This window comes from Nocardiopsis halophila DSM 44494 (assembly GCF_000341245.1).
Lineage (GTDB): Bacteria > Actinomycetota > Actinomycetes > Streptosporangiales > Streptosporangiaceae > Nocardiopsis_A > Nocardiopsis_A halophila.
On record NZ_ANAD01000257.1, the window covers coordinates 36,483 to 51,594 of the forward strand.

The window sequence follows — 15,112 nt, forward strand, 5'->3', positions numbered from 1 at the left end:
CTCTCGCCCGGACGACGTACGCCGGATCGGCAGTGGCCCGAGTCGGGTATGCGGGTCGGAGAAGGCCGGGAGCATGGGCCTGCCCCGGTGGGCGGATCCGCGTCCCCGGTCCCTCTCCTCAGGTGTTCGCCCCTGCGCATCCTGACGGCCCGGGCCTCCTCGACGGGAGTCGGACGACTCCGGGTCAGCCGATCAGGTCGGCCAGCCCTCGTGCACTCTCGGTCTGGTGGTGCCTCCGGTAGAGCCGCGCCGCCGCCGTCGCGTATGCGCGGGCCTTGTCGGTACCGCCCAGGCGCGCCTCGGCTCGCGCCATCAGGGCGAGGGCGTCAGCGCTCCACACCGCGCGCCCTTCCTCGCCCTCCTCTGCGAACAGTTCGAGCGCCGCATTCCCCGTCCGGCTTGCGGCCTCCGGCTCATCAGCGCGGAGATAGACCTCTCCCAAGCGGACCTCGATCTTGGCGGCGAGCGTGCGCCAGTCGTTGCTGCGGCCGTCCCCGCCCAGCTCCTCTGCGACGGCGGCCCTGGCGGCCTCCAGTTCCCGCCTTGCCTCGGTGAGGTCGCCGACGCGCAGGCGCAGGCCGCCGATCTGGTAACCGTCGATCACCTGGGCCCGCCGGTTGCCGCGTTCGATATCGATGCGTCGCCGTTCCTGGAAGTCGGCCTCCGCCGCGCCGTACTCCCCGCGCTCAGCGTGCGCCAGAGCGCGCGTCTCCAGCAGGACGGCGCGCTCTCGGGGCGCGGGCCGCTCTTCCCCGGACGCCTCAGGCGGCTCCAGCGCCTCGTGGAGCACCGCGGCCGCCTGGTCGGCCTCGCCGCCCTCAACGAGCACCCGGGCCAGGTAGTTGTCCATCCTGTGGACGGCGACGGGGTCCTGCCCCAGGCGGGCGATCTCGCCCGCGTAGCGGAAGATCTCCGCCCCGACCGATCCGCGCCGGTGCTCATGGACGACGTACCAGCACGACTCGGCCATCACCAGTGCGTCCCGGTCCCGTCCGGTCTCCACGGCGACGGCCATCAGGGCCGGGACCGCGTCCACGGCCTCGGCGACCCATTCCTGCGCCTCGGCGCCGGCCTTCTCGCCTCCGAAGGGCACCTGGGCCTCCCGGGCCGCGGCCCGGTCCCCGTGCTCCCGGGTCGCCCTGCTGCGCCCGCCGCCCATCTCGCGGTCCGCCCGGGCCAGGGCCGTGGTGAACCAGTCGACGGCGCGTTCGGCGGCCCGGCGGCGCTCCGCGTCGGGCCGCGCCTGGGCCCGCCCGTGCGCGTCGTGGCGGATCAGGGGCTCCCAGCGGTACCGGCCGCCGCCTTCGGCGGCCATGAGGCAGGCCCGGACCAGCTCTCCGAGCGCCTCGCGCGCCTGCGGGCGCGACCCCAGAAGCGCGGCGGCCAGCCCTTCGTGCACGCGGCGCCCGGGAACCTCCCCCAGGGCCGTGTAGAGCTGCCGGGCCGCCTCCGAGCGGAGGTCGCCGAAGCCGAGCGCGATCACCTCGTCCAGGCGCGGGTCCCCGTCCTCGGGCTCGACGAGCCGGTCCACCTCCCCGGGCAGGCCGGCCCCGGCGGCGTCCAGGCGCTCGACCACCGATGCGGGGGTCTCCTCAGGCCGCATGGCCAGATGGGCGCCCGCGATCTGGAGCGCCTGCGGGAGGCCGCCGCAGCGGTCCACCAGCGCCTGCGCGCCGTCGGGGTCGGCCTCGACGAGCCGCTTGAGGTGCTCTTCGGGGCCGTCGAAGCCGCAGAGCAGGGCCAGCGCATGCTCGGTGCGCAGTGCGGGGAGGCGCAGTACCGGCACGCCGCGGCGCCGCAGCCCCGGAAGCTCCGTGCGGCCGGTGAGGATCACCATGCTCCCCGTGCCGACGGTGAAGAGGCCGGCCTCAGAGGCGGAGGCGATCCCTTCGACGATCACGATGCAGGGCTCGCGCCCGGTGGCCTTGCGGAACTCCTCCGAGCGTTCGGCGAGGCCTGCGGGCATCCTCTCGGCGGGCACCCCCAGGTCCCCGAGGAGCGAGGCGAGGGCGTCGGCGAGGTGGGCGTGCTCCTCGGCGTCGCCGCCGGCCGCCGCGCGCCGCTCGTCGAGGTCGACGTACAGTCCCCAGACGCCGCGCGTGCGCTCCCCTCCGGCCTCGGTTTCCCGACCGGGTGCGGAACCGGACACGGAGCCTGTGTAGAGGGAGCGGAGGTGGTACGCCGCCTCGACGCTGAACGCCGACTTTCCCGCTCCCCTGGGGGCGACCACGAACAGGTTCCCGGGGCGCCCTTGCAGCGCCGTCTCCCGGTAGACGCGTCCCGTGTAGGCCAGCCCCTCGTCGTGGTTGACGAATCTGCCGCGCAGCACCCGGGAGACGTCCCATTGGGGTTCGACCGGCCGCGCGGCCTCTTCCAGCGTGCCTTGAACGACCACCGTGTCGATACGGCCCGCCTGTACGTGCGCGCCGCCCTGGTTGCCGTGCGACGTGTTGTCGGTTGCCGACACCGGCCTGAGCTCCTCAGCGGTCCGGGGGGTAGGGGGTCGGGCCCGATCCTACGCACGGTCCCCTGGCGCCCCCGTGCCCCCTGCCGCCGGTGACCGGATACGGACAGTCCGTTCGCGTCCCTGGCTCCTCTCCCCTGTGCGAGGGTGAGAGGGTTGAGCCGGGGCCGACGGCGCCCCCTTACCCCGCTGCCGACGAGTGGAGGAAGCCCCCATGGGCGACGAGGTGATGCTGGCCATGGCCGCGGCGGTCGCCGGAAAGGCCACCGAGATGCTCACCCAGGGCGCCAAGGACTCCGTCACGGCCCTGCGCAAGGCCCTGCGCAGGCGCTTCGCCGAGGGCACCCCCGAACGGGAGGCCCTGGACGAGGCCCGCGACGGCGACGGCGAGGACGAGGTGCTCGTCGGCCGGCTCGCCGGGCACATCCGCGACGCCGCCGAGCAGGACGAGACGGTCCGCGGACTCGTCGTCCAGGTCGCCCCGCACTTCACCGAGCAGGACGGCGACACCGTCGTCAACAACAACGCCTCGGGGACCGTCTCGGGCACCCTCGTCCAGGCGGGGACCATCGAGGGCGGCGTGAACATCGGCCGCTCCCGCGGCTGAGGCCCCGCCTCCGCCGCCGGGACCGCGCGCCCCGCGCGCCCCCTTAAGCTGGGGCGCGTGGACGATCATGGCCTGACCGGCGGCGGCACCGGGCACGACGGCGGCCCCGCGGTGGGCGTCGGCCCCTGGGAGGGCCCCTGGCCCCGGGACGGCCGGTACGACCCCGAGCTGCTGGCCGAGGGCGACCGCCGCAACGTCGTCGACCGCTACCGGTACTGGACCCGCGAGGCGATCGTCGCCGACCTGGACACCCGCCGCCACCCCTTCCACGTGGCCGTGGAGAACTGGGAGCACGACCTCAACATCGGCTCGGTGGTGCGCACCGCCAACGCCTTCGCCGCCGAGGCGGTGCACATCGTGGGCCGCCGGCGGTGGAACCGGCGCGGGGCCATGGTCACCGACCGCTACCAGCACGTCCACCACCACCCCGGCCCCGAGGCGCTGACCGCCTGGGCCGAGGAGCGCGGGCTGCCGCTGGTGGGGGTCGACAACCTGCCCGGAGCCGTCCCGCTGGAGACCCATCCGCTGCCGCGCGCGTGCGTCCTGGTGTTCGGCCAGGAGGGGCCCGGCCTGTCGGCGGCGGTGCGCAAGGTGTGCTCGGCGGTGCTGTCGATCTCCCAGTTCGGCTCCACACGCTCGATCAACGCGGGGGCCGCGGCCGCGATCGCCATGCACGCCTGGGTGCGCGCGCACGTGTTCGACCAGCCGGCGGAGGGACGAACGCCCTCCGCCTGACCGGTCGGCCGCCCTGCCGGGGCCGCCGGGGCCGCCGGGGCCTCAGCGGCCCGGGGCCCGGGCCCTCAGGTCGTCTCGTGCAGGACGCGGAAGCGCACCATGCAGGCGCCCTCGGCCGCGTGCATGATCTCGTCGTGCGTGGGCTGCCGGTCCGTGGGCAGGCGCAGCCCGTGCCCGCGCAGGGCGCGCGGCCCGCGCTCCTGCAGCAGCTCGCTCATCATGTCGGCGACCTCCTTGGCCTCCTCCACGGCGGTGCCCGAGACGCGGAACTCGCGGCCGCGGATGAGCAGGGTAGCCTCGTGGCCGCCGCGCATGTTCCGCGTCCACCCGCCCTGCTCGCTCAGCGCCCACACCTCGCCGCCCTCCCGGAGGTAGTAGGCGACGGGAATGGTGTAGGTGCGGCCGCTCTTGTGCCCCTCGTAGGTGAGGAGCATGAACAGGCCGCTGAGCACCGGGTGGGCGCGGGAGCGCAGCACGGCGCCCACGACCCCGTTCATGGAGGTCCAGAACCTCTTCCTGAGCTGGTCCCGGCGGTCCGTCTCGTCCGTCATGGCAACCCCCTCGTGGGTTCGGGTCGTGTGCGGACCCTAACCCGGCGCGCCGCGCCATCGGATCGGCTCCCGGCCCCCTGCGCCCCGCCCGCCGACACCCCGCGTGGCCAGGGGCCTGAGCGCGTTCGCGCTGGTAGCTTCCAGGGCATCCGCAACCGCACGACCGGGGGGACGTCATGGGCACGGACGACAGGGCACGCCCGACACCGCAGAAGCGCCGGGGCTCGAAGGCCGAGGGGGCGAAGAAGAAGGGCGCTCAGAAGGGGGCGTCCCGGAAGACCGCCGAGCCGCAGGTCCGGGTGCGGCCCGCGGTGAAGGAGGACGTCTCCGCGGTCACCCGCACCATCGCGCGCGCCTTCTCCGACGACCCCTACACCACCTGGCTCTTCCCCGACCCCGCGGACCGGCTGGAGCGGTCGGCGCGTCTGTTCGCCCTGGAGAGCGGGTTCGACTACGTCCCGCAGGGCCTGGCCGAGGTCGCCGTCGCCGACGGCAGGGTCGTGGGGGCCGCGACCTGGCGCGGCCCGGGGTCGCGGGGCACCTCCCCGCTCGCCCTGCTGCGCGGGGCCCCGCACTTCGCGGCGCTCTTCGGGCTCCGGCGCACCGCGGAGATCCTCGCCGCCTACCGGCGGATCGCGGCGCACGGCCCCACGCGGCCCCACTGGTACCTCGCCGAACTCGCCGCCGATCCGGCCGCACAGGGGACCGGCGCCGGGTCGGCGCTCCTGCGTTCGGGGCTGGCCCGCGCCGATGCCGACGCCGTGCCCGTGTTCCTGGAGTCCTCCAAGAAGGAGAATCTCCCCTTCTATGAGCGCTTCGGGTTCGAGGCGACCGGGGAGATCGATGTGCCGGGCGTTCCGCCCCTGTACGGGATGGTCCGTGAACCCGAGACCGGACCGGATCCGATGCGCGTGCCCGTCCCCCGCAGCGGCGCGACGGGCGAGTAGGACCGGCCGGGGGGGGAAGGGCCCCGGCCGCATCCGGCCACTCTCTGTGAGGACCGGCCGACAGGAGGGCGGGGCACCTATTCTGGTGCGATCCCGCGCCCGCACGGTCCGACGCGTCCCACGAGCCGATTCCATCCCAGGGAGCAAGGCGGAACCCATGAGCGAAAAGCCGGACTACACCCTCAGAACCGCCACCGAGGACGACGTGCCGGGCGTGGCGCGCGTGCTGAGCCGGGCCTTCTTCGACGACCCGCTGTTCACGTGGCTCTTCCCCGACCCGCACACCCGGATGGCCAGGTCGGCCCGGTGGTGGGCCGCCCAGGCCGGGTTCGCCTTCGTGCCGGCCGGAGCCGTGACGGTGGCCGTGTCGGCCGACCCGCGCCCCGTGGTGCGCGGCGCGGCGGTGTGGGCGCCCCCGGACGTCTCCCTGCCCGGCGGGGCCGCGATGCTGCGCACGCTCCCGCACACGCTGGGGCTGATCCCGCTCTCCCGGTTCCCGGAGCTGGCGGCGTTCATGTCCGACCTGCAGAAGGCGGCGCCCGAGCGGCCGTACTGGTACCTGCAGTCCCTGGCGGTCGACCCGGTCGCCCAGGGCACGGGCATCGGGTCGGCGCTGCTGCGCTCGGGGCTGGTGCGGGCCGACATCGACCGCGCACCGGTCTACCTGGAGACCACCGACCCGGCGGTCTGCGCCTTCTACGAACGGTTCGGCTTCAAGGTGTGCGGCGAGGTCGAGGAGGCGGGCCGCCCGTCCTTCCAGAGCATGATCCGCGAACCCGGCGACTGAGGGCCCCGGCCGAGGGGCCCGGACACGGCGGCGGGGCCGCCCCCGAGGGGACGGCCCCGCCCGTCGCACAGGGCCGTGCGCGCCGATCCGGCGTGCTCCTCCGCCTGCTACTCCGGCTTGCTGCTGGCCAGAGCGCCCAGCAGGTCGCGGTTGAGCTGGGAGATCGTGTCCAGCGGGATGCCCTTGGGGCAGACCGCCGCACACTCGCCGATGTTGGTGCAGCCGCCGAAGTCCTCGGCGTCGTGCTGGTTGATCATGTTGATCACCCGCGCCTCCCGCTCGGGCTGGCCCTGGGGCATGCTGCCCAGGTGGGTGATCTTGGCGGCCGTGAAGAGCATGCCCGAGGCGTTCGGGCAGGCCGCCACGCAGGCGCCGCAGCCGATGCAGGTGGCCGCGTCGAACGCCCGGTCGGCGTCGGCCTTGGGCACCGGGGTCGCGTGGGCGTCGGGCGCGGTCCCGGTCGGCGCGCTGATGTAGCCGCCGGCCTGGATCACGCGGTCGAACGACCCGCGGTCCACGACCAGGTCCTTGACGACCGGGAACGCCTTGGCCCGCCACGGCTCGATGGTGATCTCGTCGCCGTCCTTGAAGCTGCGCATGTGCAGCTGGCAGGTGGTGGTGTTCTCCGGGCCGTGGGCCACGCCGTTGATGACCACGCCGCAGGCGCCGCAGATGCCCTCGCGGCAGTCGTGGTCGAAGGCCACCGGGTCCTCGCCCGACAGGGTGAGCTTCTCGTTGAGGACGTCGAGCATCTCAAGGAAGGACATGTCGGGGTTGACGTCCTCGACCTTGTAGGTGACCATCCGGCCCTCGTCGTCCCGGCCCTTCTGGCGCCAAACGCGCAGGGTGATGTTCACTTGTAGCTCCGCTGCTTCATCTCGACGTACTCGTACTCCAGTGCTTCCTTGTGCAGCACCGGCGGTTCACCGGTCCCGGTGAACTCCCAGGCCGCGACGTAGGCGAACTCGTCGTCGTGGCGGAGCGCCTCGCCGTCCTCGGTCTGGCTCTCGGCGCGGAAGTGCCCGCCGCAGGACTCGCGGCGGTGCAGCGCGTCGATGCACATGAGCTCACCGAGCTCCAGGAAGTCGGCGACGCGGCCGGCCTTCTCCAGGGCCTGGTTGAGCTCGTCGTTGGAGCCCAGGACCTTGACGTTGGTCCAGAACTCCTCGCGCAGCTCGCGGATGCGGTCGATGGCCTTGCGCAGGCCCTCCTCGCTGCGCTCCATGCCGCAGTACTCCCACATGATGTGGCCGAGTTCCTTGTGGATGGAGTCCACCGTCCGCTCGCCGTCGATGGAGAGCAGCTTGTCGATGCGCGCCCGCACCGAGTCCGCCGCCTCCTTGGCCTCGGGCGTGGTCTCGTCGAGCGCGTCGAAGGGCCCGTCGGCGAGGTAGTCGTTGATCGTGTTCGGCAGCACGAAGTACCCGTCGGCCAGGCCCTGCATCAGCGCGCTCGCGCCCAGGCGGTTGGCGCCGTGGTCGGAGAAGTTGGCCTCACCGGTGACGAACAGGCCCGGGATGGAGGACTGCAGGTCGTAGTCGACCCACAGGCCGCCCATCGTGTAGTGGACCGCCGGGTAGATGCGCATCGGGACCTCGTAGGGGTTCTCGCCCGTGATGCGCTGGTACATGTCGAACAGGTTGCCGTACTTGGCCTCGACCGCCGGGCGCCCCATGCGCTTGATGGCGTCGGCGAAGTCCAGGTAGACGCCCAGGCCGCCGGGGCCCACGCCGCGGCCCTCGTCGCAGACGTTCTTGGCCGCGCGCGAGGCGATGTCGCGGGGCACCAGGTTGCCGAAGGAGGGGTAGATGCGCTCCAGGTAGTAGTCGCGCTCGTCCTCGGGGATCTCCCGCGGGTCGCGCTGGTCCCCGGTCTCCTTGGGCACCCAGATGCGGCCGTCGTTGCGCAGCGACTCGCTCATCAGGGTGAGCTTGGACTGGTACTCGCCGCTGACCGGGATGCAGGTCGGGTGGATCTGCGTGTAGCACGGGTTGGCGAAGTGGGCGCCCTTGCGGTGCGCGCGCCAGGAGGCCGTGACGTTGCAGCCCATGGCGTTGGTGGAGAGGAAGAAGACGTTGCCGTAGCCGCCGCTGGCCAGCACCACCGCGTCGGCGAAGTGCGTCTCGATCTCGCCGGTGACCATGTCCCGGGCGACGATGCCGCGGGCGCGGCCGTCGACCACGATCAGCTCCAGCATCTCGTGGCGGGTGTTCATCTCCACCGTGCCCGCCGCGACCTGGCGCTCCAGGGCCTGGTAGGCGCCGATGAGCAGCTGCTGGCCGGTCTGGCCGCGGGCGTAGAAGGTGCGCGAGACCTGGACGCCGCCGAAGGAGCGGTTGTCCAGCAGGCCGCCGTACTCGCGGGCGAACGGCACGCCCTGGGCCACGCACTGGTCGATGATCTCGACGCTGACCTGGGAGAGGCGGTAGACGTTGGACTCGCGCGAGCGGAAGTCGCCGCCCTTGACGGTGTCGTAGAACAGCCGGTGGATGCTGTCGCCGTCGTTGCGGTAGTTCTTGGCCGCGTTGATGCCGCCCTGGGCCGCGATGCTGTGCGCGCGGCGGGGGCTGTCCTGGTAGCAGAACGACTTGACGTGGTAGCCGGCCTCGCCCATGGTCGCCGCGGCCGAGGCGCCGGCCAGGCCGGTGCCCACGATGATGACCGACAGCTTGCGGCGGTTGGCCGGGTTGACCAGGCGCGCGGAGAAGCGGCGCTTGTCCCAGCGCTCGTTGATGGGGCCTGCGGGCGCCTTCTCGTCGGCGATCGGGGCGCCCTCGGTGTAGAGCTCGGTCATTTATCCCACCAGCCCGAAGAGAACGGAGAACGGGGGCAGCAGGAAGCCCACCGTGATGACGGCCGCGACGATGATCGCGACGGTGTTGATGGTGCGGCGGCGCCCCTCGCGGTTGAGCCCGAGGGTGGCCGCGGCGCTCCAGATGCCGTGGCGCAGGTGCAGGCCGACCAGGAGCACCGCGAGGACGTAGATCGCGGTGACCCAGAAGTTCTCCGGCTGGAAGCCGCGCACCAGCCGCTCGTAGGGGCTGTCCGAGGCCCCGCCCGGAGCGATGGTGTTCGTGGTCAGGTGGAGGATGTGGAAGACCACGTACAGGGCGATGATGACACCGCCCCACCGCATGGTGCGCGAGGCGTAGGTCTGCTGCACCGGCTTCCTGGCCTGGTAGCGCACCGGGCGCGCCTTGTTGGCGCGCATGGTGAGCGCGACGGCCGACGCGATGTGGATCAGGACCGCCGCGAGGAGCACGATCCGCATGATCCACAGGAAGCCCCCGTAGGGGAGCATCGGCTCGCCGAGCACGCGCAGGTGGTGCGAGTATTCGTCGAACGTCTCCTGCCCGGCGAAGACGTTGAGGTTGCCGTACATGTGCGCGATCAGGAAGAGCACGAGGATCAGACCGGTGACCGCCATCGCGGACTTGAGGGCCACCGTCGACCGCCGCGCCTCCGAGCGCTGCTTGGTCAGGGTACTGTTCGCCACGACCTGTCACTTTAAGACTTGATAAAGAAAGTCGTCTAAGTCATGACGGCCCTGGTGTCGATAGCCGTAGGCTATAGGGCATGCAGTTTCAGCAGCTCGCGTACTTCTTGGCGGTCGCCGAGACGCGGCATTTCACCCGCGCAGCCGAGCTCTGCCAGGTCGCCCAGCCCAGTCTGAGCAAGCAGATCCGCACCCTGGAGAACGACCTCGGCGCGCCCCTGTTCAGCCGCGCCCGGGGAAATATCACACTCACCCCGGCCGGTGAGGCGCTGCTTCCGCTGGCCCAGCGCATCGTCGCGGACATGGAGACCGCCCGCCGGGAGGTGGCCGAGCTGGCCGGGATGCGCAAGGGGCGGGTGCGCCTGGGCGCCACCCCCTCGCTCTGCGGCGGCCTGGTCGCCGACGCGCTGGCCGGGTTCCACTCCCGCTTCCCCGGCATCGAGCTGGGGGTGGAGGAGAGCGGCTCGCGCGACCTGATCCGCGCGCTCGGCAAGGGCGAGCTGGACATGGCGCTGATCATCCTGCCGCTGCAGAGCAGCGACCCCGCCTTCGTCACCACCCCCATCCTGCGGGAGAACCTGGTGGTGGTCAGCGCGGCCTGCGACCCGCCGCCCACCACGCGGCCCGGCATGCGCATCGCCGAGCTGCGGGACCGGCCGCTGGTGATGTTCCGGCGCGGCTACGACCTGCGGGAGGCGACGCTGACGGCGTGCCGCGAGGCCGGGTTCGAGCCGCGCCTGGCGGTCGAGGGCGGGGAGATGGACGCGGTGCTGCGGTTCGTCGAGGCGGGCCTGGGGCTGGCGGTGGTGCCGAGCATGGTGCTCAAGAACCGCCCCGGGCTGCGGGGCACGCCGCTGGCCCGGCCGCGGCTGCTGCGCACCATCGCCCTGGCCCACCGCAAGGACGTCGAACCCTCCAACAGCGCCAAGGCCTTCCGTCGGCACCTGACGGCCTACCTGTCGCACCTGACCCGCGACGAGCTCGGCGAGGACCTCGAGGTGGTCTCGGCCGCGCCGGTCTGACCGCGGCGCCCCGAGCAGCCCCTGGACGGCCGCGCCCGGACGGGCCCACCCGAACACCCGCCCCCTCCCCGAGCGCCTTCCGCCCCCTTTTCCCAGTGCTGCGATAAATTCCCACAATGAAGGCTGGACTTATACGATCACGCGTCCGGCCGCCACACAGGGAACATGCGCCCCACGCGGCGACAAAACTCGCAAATACTCGGATAAACCGCAATACACCCTTTATCAATAAACCGCACGCCCCCCACTCCGGGAGTGGGGTTTTTCACATCCATTGCGCTGTGATTTCTTGCTGAATTCGTGATCGCGTCGTCCTAGCGTGGCTCCACCGATCCTTAGGGAGATGTGCGGCCATGACATCGACTCTTCCCCCGCCGGAACAGCCCGGCCTCGAACGCGCGCGGATCAGCGAACGGACGCTGCGCACCGACCGCTGGTGGTCGGGCCCGGTCCTGACCGTGCTGGGGCTGACCACCTTTCTGGTCTACGGCCTGGCGCGGGCCCTTCAGCAGGACCACTACTGGGTGCAGGAGTACCACTACCTGACCCCGTTCTATTCGCCCTGCGTCGCGGGCCAGTGCGCGCCCGACGCGGCGGTGTTCGGGAGGCTCCCGTGGGACTTCCCGTGGTTCCTCCCGTTCGCGGTCATCAGCCTCCCGCTGCTCCTGCTGTTCCGCTTCACCTGCTACTACTACAGGAAGGCCTATTACCGGTCGTTCTGGCAATCGCCCACCGCGTGCGCGGTCCGCGAACCGCACGGCAGGTACACCGGTGAGACGCGGTTCCCCCTCATCGGGCAGAACCTGCACCGCTACTTCTTCTATGCCGCGCTCCTCATCTCGCTCATCAACACCTACGACGCCACCGTCGCGCTCTTCCACGGGGCCGACGGCGGGTTCGGCATCGGCGTGGGCAACATCGTGCTGTTCACCAACGTCGTGCTGCTGTGGTGCTACACCCTCAGCTGCCACTCCTGCCGCCACGTGGTGGGCGGCCGGCTGCGCAGCTTCGGGTCCCGCCCCGTGCGGTACCGGATGTGGACCGCGGTCTCCAAGCTCAACACCCGGCACATGGAGTTCGCCTGGATCACCCTCGGAACGCTCGTGCTGACCGACCTGTACGTGGCCCTGCTGGCGAGCGGTGTCCTCACCGACCTGAGGATCGTCAATTGAGCGCCGCCCGCACCCGCGAGCCGCTCCCCTGCGAACCCGACCCCGGTGAGGAGGGCAGTCGCATGCCCGATCTGAGCGAGTTGACCCGGCACGACTACGACGTGGTGGTGATCGGCGCCGGCGGGGCCGGACTGCGCGCCGCCATCGAGGCGCGCGAGCGCGGCAAGAGGACCGCGATCATCTCCAAGTCCCTGTTCGGCAAGGCCCACACGGTCATGGCCGAAGGGGGCGCCGCGGCCGCGCTCGGCAACGTCAACGGCGCCGACTCCTGGCAGGTGCACTTCCGAGACACCATGCGCGGCGGCAAGTTCCTCAACGACCCCCGGATGGCCGAGCTGCACGCCCAGGAGGCGCCCGACCGCATCCTGGAGCTGGAGATGTGGGGGGCGCTGTTCGACCGCACCGGCGACGGGCGGATCAGCCAGCGCAACTTCGGCGGCCACGAGTACCCGCGCCTGGCGCACGTGGGCGACCGCACCGGCCTGGAGCTGATCCGCACCCTGCAGCAGCGGGTGGTGCAGCTGCAGCAGGCCGACGCCGCCGAGCACGGCGACCCCGACGCGATGCTCCGGGTGTTCGCCGAGACCACCGTCACCGAGCTGGTGAAGACCGACGAGGGCACGGTCTCCGGCGCGCTGGCCTACGACCGCGCCGCCGGGGCCCCGATGCTGTTCGCGGCGCCGGCGGTGGTGCTGGCCACCGGCGGGATCGGCAAGTCGTTCAAGACCACCTCCAACTCCTGGGAGTACACCGGCGACGGGCACGCGCTGGCGCTGCGCGCCGGGGCGGGGCTGCTCAACATGGAGTTCGTGCAGTTCCACCCCACCGGCATGGTCTGGCCGCCGTCGGTGCGGGGCATCCTCGTCACCGAGTCGGTGCGCGGGGACGGCGGTGTGCTGCGCAACTCCGAGGGCGAGCGGTTCATGTTCGGCTACATCCCGGAGGTCTTCGCCGCCCAGTACGCCCAGTCCGAGGAGGAGGCCGACGGCTGGTACACCGACCCCCGCAACCACCGGCGCCCGCCCGAGCTGCTGCCCCGCGACGAGGTGGCCCGGGCGATCAACGCCGAGGTCAAGGCGGGCCGCGGCTCGCCGCACGGCGGGGTGTTCCTGGACATCGCCAGCCGGATGCCCTCCGAGGAGATCATGCGGCGGCTGCCGTCCATGCACCACCAGTTCAAGGAGCTGGCCGACGTCGACATCACCGCCGAGCCCATGGAGGTCGGCCCCACCTGCCACTACGTCATGGGCGGGGTGGAGGTGGACGCCGATACCGGGGCCTCGGTGGTGCCGGGGCTGTTCGCCGCAGGCGAGGTGGCCGGGGGCATGCACGGCTCCAACCGGCTGGGCGGCAACTCCCTGTCGGACCTGCTGGTGTTCGGGCGGCGGGCCGGGCTCGGCGCCGCCGAGTACCTGGACGGCCTCGGCGACCGCCCCGCGCCCGCGGGCGAGGCGGTCGCCGAGGCGCTGGCCCGCCAGACGGCGCCGCTGGAGCGGGAGAGTGGGGAGAGCCCCTACGCCCTGCACCAGGAGGTCCAGCAGACGATGAACGACCTGGTCGGGATCATCCGGCGGGGCCCGGAGATGGAGCAGGCGCTGGAGTCGCTGGCCAAGCTGGCCGACCGGGCCGCCGCAGTGCGCGCCGAGGGCGGGCGGACCTACAACCCGGGGTGGCACCTGGCCCTGGACCTGCCCAACATGCTGCTGGTCTCCGAGGCGGTGGCGCGCGCGGCGCTGGAGCGCGAGGAGTCGCGCGGCGGGCACACCCGCGACGACTTCCCCGCGATGTCGCCGCAGTGGCGCAAGGTCAACCTGGTGGCGTCGATGACCGCGAGCGGCGGGATCCGGCTGCGCAGCCGCCCGGTCGACCCGCTGCGCCCGGACCTGATGGCGCTCTTCGACCGGGACGAGCTGGCCAAGTACCTGACCGAGGAGGAGCTTCCGGCCCCGGACACCGGGGCGTCCGAGCACAGCCCTGAGCAACCGGAGCAGAGGCCTGAGCACAGCTCTGAGAAGGAGGACCGATGACCGCCAAGCGGACGTTCCGCGTGTGGCGCGGCGGCGGGGACGACGGGGAGCTCGCGTCCTACGAGGTCGAGGTGAACGAGGGCGAGGTGGTGCTGGACGTGCTGCACCGCCTCCAGGCCACGCAGACCCCGGACCTGGCCGTGCGGTGGAACTGCAAGGCCGGCAAGTGCGGGTCGTGCTCGATGGAGATCAACGGGCGCCCGCGGCTGTCGTGCATGGCGCGGATGAGCACCTTCGCCGACGACGAGACGATCACCGTGACGCCGATGCGGACCTTCCCGGTGATCCGGGACCTGGTGTGCGACGTGTCCTTCAACTACCAGAAGGCGCGGGAGATCCCTTCGTTCACCCCGCCCGAGGGGGCCGAGCCGGGGAGCTTCCGGATGCGGCAGGAGGACGTGGACCGGCCGCAGGAGTTCCGCAAGTGCATCGAGTGCTTCCTGTGCCAGAACGTGTGCCACGTGGTCCGCGACCACGAGGAGAACAAGGAGGCCTTCTCCGGGCCGCGCTACCTGATGCGCATCGCCGAGCTGCAGATGCACCCGGAGGACACGGCCGACCGCCGCAAGGCGGCGCAGGACGAGTTCGGGCTGGGCTACTGCAACATCACCAAGTGCTGCACCGACGTCTGCCCGGAGCACATCAAGATCACCGACAACGCGCTGATCCCGCTGAAGGAGCGCGTGGCCGACCGCAAGTACGACCCCCTGGTGTGGCTGGGCTCGACCATCGGCCTGCGCAAGGGGGCCGACACCCCCCGCGTCCCGAACACCCGCCCCGGCGACGGGCAGGAATAGCGCCCCTGGTCAGGGGCCCTTCGGGCCCCTGACCATGCACCACGGTGGGCCCCATCCGCCCCGGCGGGACCGGCTCTTCAGCGGGACACGACATGCGGCCGGCCACCGGAAAGAGCGGCGACGGAGCGGCAGGCCCCCGCTCGTCGGCTGCTCGCCGGGCGGCGGGTCGCCGGAGTGCCAGGAAGAGGGCGGCGACGAGGAAGCGGGGCGGTTCCCCGGGTTCGGCTGTCGGCCGCCGGGCCTCTCGCGGCCCGGGGCGATGGCGGCGACGACGGGACGGCTGGTGCCCCGCTCACTCGCCGCGGCCGGGCGGCGGCGCCCCAACGGTACCGGCCATGAGCAGCAACGACGGTCAGCAGGTGCCCCGCTCCAGCCTGCTTGCCGGGCGGCGAGGCCCTACGGTGCAAGGAGAGGGGAGCAACGACAAGGCGCGGTGGTTCCCCAGTGTTGCCGGTCGGGCGCCGGGTGGTCGGTGGTCCGGGGAGCTAGCGGCGACGGGACGGCTGG

At 72.3% G+C, this 15,112-nt stretch carries 13 protein-coding genes; 8 read left to right on the top strand and 5 right to left on the bottom strand.

From position 1 onward, the window contains the following. Window positions 1-184: 184 nt before the first annotated feature. A complete protein-coding gene (locus tag D450_RS0127565; RefSeq protein ID WP_017541855.1) occupies window positions 185-2,467 on the bottom strand; it encodes a hypothetical protein in 2,283 nt (760 codons plus the stop codon). A 211-nt stretch (window positions 2,468-2,678) separates the two neighbouring features. Here D450_RS0127565 and D450_RS0127570 point away from each other — a divergent pair, with 211 nt between their 5' ends. After that, entirely contained in the window at window positions 2,679-3,071 is a 393-nt protein-coding gene (locus D450_RS0127570) for a hypothetical protein (protein WP_017541856.1), read from the top strand. 57 nt (window positions 3,072-3,128) lie between these two features. Beyond that, window positions 3,129-3,806 carry a TrmH family RNA methyltransferase gene (locus D450_RS0127575; RefSeq protein WP_017541857.1) on the top strand — a complete coding sequence of 226 codons (678 nt, stop codon included), beginning with the start codon at window positions 3,129-3,131 and terminating at the stop codon, window positions 3,804-3,806. 65 nt (window positions 3,807-3,871) lie between these two features. On the opposite strand, the gene D450_RS0127580 is transcribed toward D450_RS0127575, so the two are convergent. Next, window positions 3,872-4,357, bottom strand: coding sequence for a nitroreductase/quinone reductase family protein (locus D450_RS0127580; protein ID WP_017541858.1), 486 nt, complete (start codon window positions 4,355-4,357; stop codon window positions 3,872-3,874). Between the two features lie 176 nt (window positions 4,358-4,533). On the opposite strand from D450_RS0127580, the gene D450_RS0127585 reads away from it, so the two are divergent. Then, window positions 4,534-5,304 carry a GNAT family N-acetyltransferase gene (locus D450_RS0127585; protein ID WP_017541859.1) on the top strand — a complete coding sequence of 257 codons (771 nt, stop codon included), beginning with the start codon at window positions 4,534-4,536 and terminating at the stop codon, window positions 5,302-5,304. Window positions 5,305-5,461: 157 nt separating this feature from the next. Next, complete coding sequence (locus tag D450_RS0127590) at window positions 5,462-6,091, top strand: GNAT family N-acetyltransferase (RefSeq protein WP_017541860.1); 630 nt, start codon at window positions 5,462-5,464, stop codon at window positions 6,089-6,091. A gap of 107 nt (window positions 6,092-6,198) precedes the next feature. Here D450_RS0127590 and D450_RS0127595 read toward each other — a convergent pair whose 3' ends face one another. From D450_RS0127595 to D450_RS0127605, 3 genes are read right to left on the bottom strand one after another with little or no spacing between them, the layout of a single operon-like run. Next, window positions 6,199-6,948, bottom strand: a complete 750-nt coding sequence (locus D450_RS0127595; RefSeq protein ID WP_017541861.1) for a succinate dehydrogenase/fumarate reductase iron-sulfur subunit — start codon at window positions 6,946-6,948, stop codon at window positions 6,199-6,201. Continuing rightward, window positions 6,945-8,885 carry a fumarate reductase/succinate dehydrogenase flavoprotein subunit gene (locus D450_RS0127600; protein ID WP_017541862.1) on the bottom strand — a complete coding sequence of 647 codons (1,941 nt, stop codon included), beginning with the start codon at window positions 8,883-8,885 and terminating at the stop codon, window positions 6,945-6,947. Before D450_RS0127600 ends, D450_RS0127595 begins: the two co-directional genes overlap by 4 nt. After that, window positions 8,886-9,587 (bottom strand): succinate dehydrogenase cytochrome b subunit, encoded by a 702-nt coding sequence (locus tag D450_RS0127605; RefSeq protein WP_017541863.1) that lies wholly within the window; start codon window positions 9,585-9,587, stop codon window positions 8,886-8,888. Between the two features lie 80 nt (window positions 9,588-9,667). Between D450_RS0127605 and D450_RS0127610 the strand changes: the two genes are divergently transcribed. From D450_RS0127610 to D450_RS0127625, 4 genes are all read left to right on the top strand, one after another. Continuing rightward, window positions 9,668-10,609: a LysR family transcriptional regulator gene (locus D450_RS0127610; protein WP_017541864.1), complete on the top strand. Its 942-nt coding sequence runs from the start codon at window positions 9,668-9,670 to the stop codon at window positions 10,607-10,609. Window positions 10,610-10,962: 353 nt separating this feature from the next. Further along, complete coding sequence (locus D450_RS0127615; protein WP_017541865.1) at window positions 10,963-11,781, top strand: hypothetical protein; 819 nt, start codon at window positions 10,963-10,965, stop codon at window positions 11,779-11,781. A 62-nt stretch (window positions 11,782-11,843) separates the two neighbouring features. After that, on the top strand, window positions 11,844-13,808 hold the full coding sequence (locus tag D450_RS0127620) for a fumarate reductase/succinate dehydrogenase flavoprotein subunit (protein WP_017541866.1): 1,965 nt from the start codon (window positions 11,844-11,846) through the stop codon (window positions 13,806-13,808). After that, window positions 13,805-14,605: a succinate dehydrogenase/fumarate reductase iron-sulfur subunit gene (locus tag D450_RS0127625; RefSeq protein WP_017541867.1), complete on the top strand. Its 801-nt coding sequence runs from the start codon at window positions 13,805-13,807 to the stop codon at window positions 14,603-14,605. Before D450_RS0127620 ends, D450_RS0127625 begins: the two co-directional genes overlap by 4 nt. Window positions 14,606-15,112: the final 507 nt, after the last annotated feature.